Below are 5,060 nucleotides of genomic sequence, written 5' to 3'. Positions count from 1 at the left end.
AATGGCGATGTTGCCGCCGCGGTACGCGCGGGTGCCGACGGAGTGCATCTGCAGGCAGACCAGCTCATGCGCTTGAGTACGCCGCCGGCGATGGACTTCTGGGCGGCCTCGTGCCACCGCTCCGAAGAGCTGACGCAGGCCGCACGCCTGCATGCCAGCTTCGTCGTGGTGTCCCAGGTATTGCCTACCGCGAGTCACCCGGGTCGTCCCGGTATGGGCTGGGATCAGTTCGCCGCATTGACGCGAAACTGCCCGGTGCCCGTCTATGCACTGGGCGGGATGCGGTTCGACCTGCTGGCAACGGCGATGCACCACGGCGCACATGGTATCGCCCTGCAGAGCGAGGTCTGGTAACCGGGGCCGGCCTCGCTCTATTAAATGGTAACGGTCGTTGCGATGGGCAGCGGCTACCTGGATCGGTGTCTTTCGATCGTAGAGGCGGGGATTGGTGAATGACACGCTACGTTTGGATTCGCCTTAGGGCGTTTCGGCGATGCACGTTCCGTTCAAGAAGCGAGCAACCCCATGTCTGATGAACGCGATTCGGCCCACAAGCCGCAGTTTCCGTCGGCGCCCGGTCAGGCCAATAAAGCCCCCACCGTCGAAGACGCCCTTGCTGCGGCAGCGGAACTGAACCCATGATCGGCGCCGTTCGTCGTATCGCGCGCGACCGCCGCGCCGCCACCGAGGCCTCGATCGCCGATCTGGAGCGGCTGCACCCGGTCGCCTACGTGGCCGGCCTGCTCAACGCCTCGCCCGCCGACGGGCTGAACGCCCTCGACGCCGACACCGTGCTGTCGCCCGGCAGCGTCCGCGCCGCCCGCCTCGCCGCCGGGGCCGTGATCGACGCCGTCCGCGCCGTGGCCCGGGGCGAGGCGGCCCGCGCCTTCGCCGCCGTCCGCCCGCCCGGCCACCATGCCGAGCCCGACCGGGCCATGGGCTTCTGCCTGTTCTCCAATGTCGCCGTCGCCGCCCGGGTGGCCCAGTCCGAGGGCCTCGCCCGCGTCGCCGTCATCGATTTCGACGTCCACCACGGCAACGGCACCCAGGCCGCCTTCGAGGCCGACGCCGGCCTGTTCCTCGGCTCCATCCACCAGTCGCCCCTCTATCCGGGCACGGGCGCGGCGTCCGAGACCGGGGTCGGCAACATCGTCAACGCGCCCGTGCCCCCACATGCGGCCCGCGAGGCCTGGCGCGCCGCCTTCTCCGGCGCCCTGATGCCGGCGCTGGACACCTTCCGGCCCGACCTGATCCTGATCTCCGCCGGCTTCGACGCCCACCGGCGCGATCCGCTGGCCCACCAGAGCCTCGAGGCCGGGGATTTCGCCTGGGCGACCCGCGCCGTCGTCGAGGTCGCGCGCTCGCGCTGCGCGGGCAAGGTTGTTTCCTCGCTCGAGGGCGGTTACGACCTTGAGGGGCTCGGCCGCTCGGCGGCCGCCCATGTCCAGGCTTTGGGGGAGGACTAGGGGCCGGATCGCGATACTGTTCCGCCCGCCGCTCATGTCAGCTCCCGCCCGAGACCCCGCTCCCGACCAGCCCGCCCCCGCGCCCGTTCCGCGCCCGGCGGCGCTCGTCTCCGTCCGGCCCGGGGCCATCATCCTCGCCCGCCACGGCGAGCCGGCCCTGTCGCGCAAATGCCTGCTGAGCTCCGACCAGTACCGCGACTGGTGGGCCCGCTATGAGGTCGGCGGCCTGCGCGCCGGCCAGACCCCGCCGCCCGAACTGCTGGTCACGGCCGAGGGCGCCGGGGCCATCTACGCCTCGACCCGCCCGCGCGCCCAGGAGACCGCCGCCGCCATCGCCGCCGGCCGCGAGGTGATGAGCGACGCCCTGTTCATCGAGGCCCCGCTGCCGCCGCCGCACTTCCCCTCCTGGTTCAAACTGCCGCCGAAATACTGGGGCGCCGTGGCCCGCATCTGGTGGCACGCCTTCAATCACCACGAGGGCCAGGAGACCCGCCGCGAGGCCGAGGCCCGTTCCGAGGCCGCCGCCCGGGCCCTGATCGCCCGGGCCGAGTCGGGCCAGGACGTGCTGGTCCTCGCCCACGGCTATTTCAACCACATGGTCGGCCGGCGGCTGAAGGCCGACGGCTGGAAGCTGGTCCACAACCAGGGCTTCAAATACTGGTCCCAGCGCCGCTACGAACGCCGCTGATCCGCTTCCCCGTTGAAGCGCGCATCCGGCCCCTCTAGGGTCGCCGCCGATGACCGACGCCGCCGCCATCCCCGCCGAGCTCAGTTTCGAGGACGCCCTGCAGCGCCTCGAACAGATCGTCTCCCGCCTCGAGTCCGGCCAGGCCCCGCTCGAGGAGTCGATCGCCCTGTATGAAGAGGGCGCGCGCCTCAAGGCCCACTGCGAGAACCGGCTCAGGGCCGCCCAGCTGCGCGTCGAGAAGATCGTCGTCGGCCCGGACGGCCAGGCCGGCGGCGTCGAGCCGGCCGGGTTCGACTGATGTCCGCCGCGGCCGCGGAGACGATCTCGTTCGACGACTTCATGAAGGTCGACATCCGCGTCGGCGAGGTGATCTCCGCCGAGCCCTTCCCCCAGGCCCGCAAGCCCGCTTTCAAGCTGGCCATCGACTTCGGTCCCGATATCGGCGTGAAGAAGTCCTCGGCCCAGATCACCGTCCACTACACCCCGGACCAGCTGGTCGGCCGCAAGGTCGCCGCCGTGGTCAATTTCCCGCCGCGCCAGATCGGCCCGTTCATGTCCGAGGTGCTGACCCTCGGCTTCCCGGACGCGGCCGGCGAGGTGGTCCTCGTCGGCGTCGACCGCGAGGTTCCGGTGGGCGGGAGGCTGTTCTGATCGTCCTCGCCGCCAATTCCCCGGAGCAGGGCGTCATCGACCGGGTGGCCGAGACCGCCGACCTCGTCACCGTCGCCCTCGACGAGCTGCTGCCCCGGGCCGACGGTCCCGAGTCGCGCCTGACCGAGGCGATGCGCTACGCCGCCCTCGGCCCCGGCAAGCGGCTGCGGCCCTTCTTCGCGCTCGAGGCCGCCGCCCTGTTCGACATCGAGGAGCGGCCGGTGCTGCGCGCCGCCTGCGCCCTCGAATGCGTCCATGCCTACAGCCTGGTCCACGACGACCTGCCCTGCATGGACGACGACGACGTCCGCCGCGGCCGCCCGACCGTGCACCGGGCCTATGACGAGGCCACCGCCGTGCTCGCCGGCGACGCCCTGCAGACCGCCGCCTTCGACATCCTGCTGCACCCTGACACCCATGCCAACGCCGCGGTCCGCTGCGAACTGGCCGCCCGGCTGTCGCTGGCCTCGGGCGCGCGCGGCATGGCGGGGGGCCAGATGATCGACCTGCTCGGCGTGCGCGACGACCTCGGCGGCGTGGCCCGGATGCAGCGGCTCAAGACCGGGGCCCTGTTCACCTACGCCTTCGAGATCCCGCTGATCATCGCCGACGCCCGCGAGGCGCACCGCCAGGCCCTGACCAGCTTCGCCCACGACATCGGCCTGGCCTACCAGATCGTCGACGACCTGCTCGACGTCGAGGGCGACGAGGACATCCTCGGCAAGGCGGCGCGCAAGGACCAGGCCCAGGGCAAGACCAATTTCGTCACCCTGCTGGGCGTCGAACAGGCCCGTCGCCGCGTCGCCCATCTGGCCGACCAGGCCCGCGCCCACCTCGACGTGTTCGGCCCCGACGCCGACATCCTCAAGGCCAGCGTCGACTATGTGCTCCAGCGCCGGTCCTGAGTCCTCCCCGCCGTTCCTGCTCCCCGCGCGCCCCGGGCTTGACCTGAGGGCCGGAGGTTGGGAACAGCCCGGTATCCAAAGGCTTCTCTGACTGCGATAATCCCGGCCACCGAGCGCCGGAAGGTCCGATCCTCGGGTCAGGCCCGGGGATGACGGGCAGAGAAGAGCGCGTAAGGAACATCTGAGTTCATGCCCGATACCCCGCTGCTCGATCAGGTCCACATCCCCGCCGACACGCGCGGCTTCGACATCCCCCAGCTGAAGCAGCTGGCCGACGAGTTGCGGGCCGAGACCATCGACGCCGTCTCGGTCACCGGCGGCCACCTCGGCGCGGGTCTCGGCGTGGTCGAGCTGACCGTGGCCCTGCACCATGTGTTCGAGACCCCGAAGGACATCCTGATCTGGGACGTCGGCCACCAGTGCTATCCGCACAAGATCCTGACCGGCCGGCGCGACCGCATCCGCACCCTGCGCCAGCCCGGCGGCCTGTCGGGCTTCACCAAACGCAGCGAGAGCGAATACGACCCGTTCGGCGCCGCCCACGCCTCGACCTCGATCAGCGCCGCCCTCGGCTTCTGCGCCGCCCGCGACCAGAAGGGCGAGAGCCACAAGGTCGTGGCCGTGATCGGCGACGGCTCGATGTCGGCGGGCATGGCCTATGAGGCGATGAACAACGCCGCCGAGACCACCAAACAGCTGGTCGTCATCCTCAACGACAACGACATGTCGATCGCCCCCCCGGTCGGCGGCATGAGCGCCTATCTGGCCAAACAGGTCTCGGGCGGCGCCTATCGCAATTTCCGCCGCTTCGGCAAGTCGGTGGCCGAACATCTGCCGCGCCCGTTCCGCGACGCCGCCCGCAAGGCCGAGGAATACGCCCGCGGCATGATCGTCGGCGGCACCTTCTTCGAGGAGCTGGGCTTCTACTACGTCGGACCGGTCGACGGGCACGACATGGACAACCTCGTCCCGATCCTCAGGAACGCCGCCGCCATCGCCGACCGGCCGGTGATCGTCCATGTCGTCACGCAAAAAGGCAAGGGCTACGCCCCGGCCGAGACCAGCGCCGACAAGCTGCATGCGGTGGCCAAATTCGACGTGGTTTCCGGCCAGCAGTCCAGATCCGTCTCCAACGCCCCCAGCTACACCAAGGTGTTCGGGACCGAACTGATCAAGCGCGCGACGCTCGACCCCTCGATCGTCGCCATCACCGCGGCCATGCCGTCCGGCACCGGGCTGGACCTGTTCGGCCAGGCCTTCCCCGAGCGCACCCATGACGTCGGCATCGCCGAACAGCACGCCGTCACCTTCGCCGCCGGCCTCGCCGCCGACGGCATGAAGCCGGTCTGC

At 70.6% G+C, this 5,060-nt stretch carries 7 protein-coding genes; all 7 read left to right on the top strand.

Annotated features, from left to right (window positions below; genetic code table 11):
• The coding region (locus tag Q0588_RS04725) for a thiamine phosphate synthase (RefSeq protein WP_298744193.1) at positions 1-354 on the top strand (354 nt) is incomplete at its 5' end.
• A gap of 284 nt (positions 355-638) precedes the next feature.
• Positions 639-1,466, top strand: coding sequence for a histone deacetylase family protein (locus Q0588_RS04720; protein ID WP_298744192.1), 828 nt, complete (start codon positions 639-641; stop codon positions 1,464-1,466).
• A 34-nt stretch (positions 1,467-1,500) separates the two neighbouring features.
• On the top strand, positions 1,501-2,154 hold the full coding sequence (locus Q0588_RS04715; protein ID WP_298744190.1) for a histidine phosphatase family protein: 654 nt from the start codon (positions 1,501-1,503) through the stop codon (positions 2,152-2,154).
• A gap of 49 nt (positions 2,155-2,203) precedes the next feature.
• Positions 2,204-2,452 carry an exodeoxyribonuclease VII small subunit gene (locus tag Q0588_RS04710; protein ID WP_298744189.1) on the top strand — a complete coding sequence of 83 codons (249 nt, stop codon included), beginning with the start codon at positions 2,204-2,206 and terminating at the stop codon, positions 2,450-2,452.
• Positions 2,452-2,805 carry a tRNA-binding protein gene (locus Q0588_RS04705; protein ID WP_298744196.1) on the top strand — a complete coding sequence of 118 codons (354 nt, stop codon included), beginning with the start codon at positions 2,452-2,454 and terminating at the stop codon, positions 2,803-2,805. Before Q0588_RS04710 ends, Q0588_RS04705 begins: the two co-directional genes overlap by 1 nt.
• The gene (locus Q0588_RS04700; protein WP_298744194.1) at positions 2,802-3,710 is read left to right on the top strand and encodes a polyprenyl synthetase family protein; all 909 of its coding nucleotides are present in this window, start codon (positions 2,802-2,804) and stop codon (positions 3,708-3,710) included. Before Q0588_RS04705 ends, Q0588_RS04700 begins: the two co-directional genes overlap by 4 nt.
• A 189-nt stretch (positions 3,711-3,899) precedes the next feature.
• Positions 3,900-5,060, top strand: a 1,161-nt coding sequence (gene dxs / locus Q0588_RS04695; RefSeq protein WP_298744188.1) for a 1-deoxy-D-xylulose-5-phosphate synthase, incomplete at its 3' end; no start/stop codon positions are given.

Origin of the sequence: uncultured Brevundimonas sp., from assembly GCF_937870815.1 — a bacterium.
Taxonomy (GTDB): Bacteria; Pseudomonadota; Alphaproteobacteria; order Caulobacterales; family Caulobacteraceae; genus Brevundimonas.
This window is presented reverse-complemented; position numbering and strand designations above follow the sequence as displayed.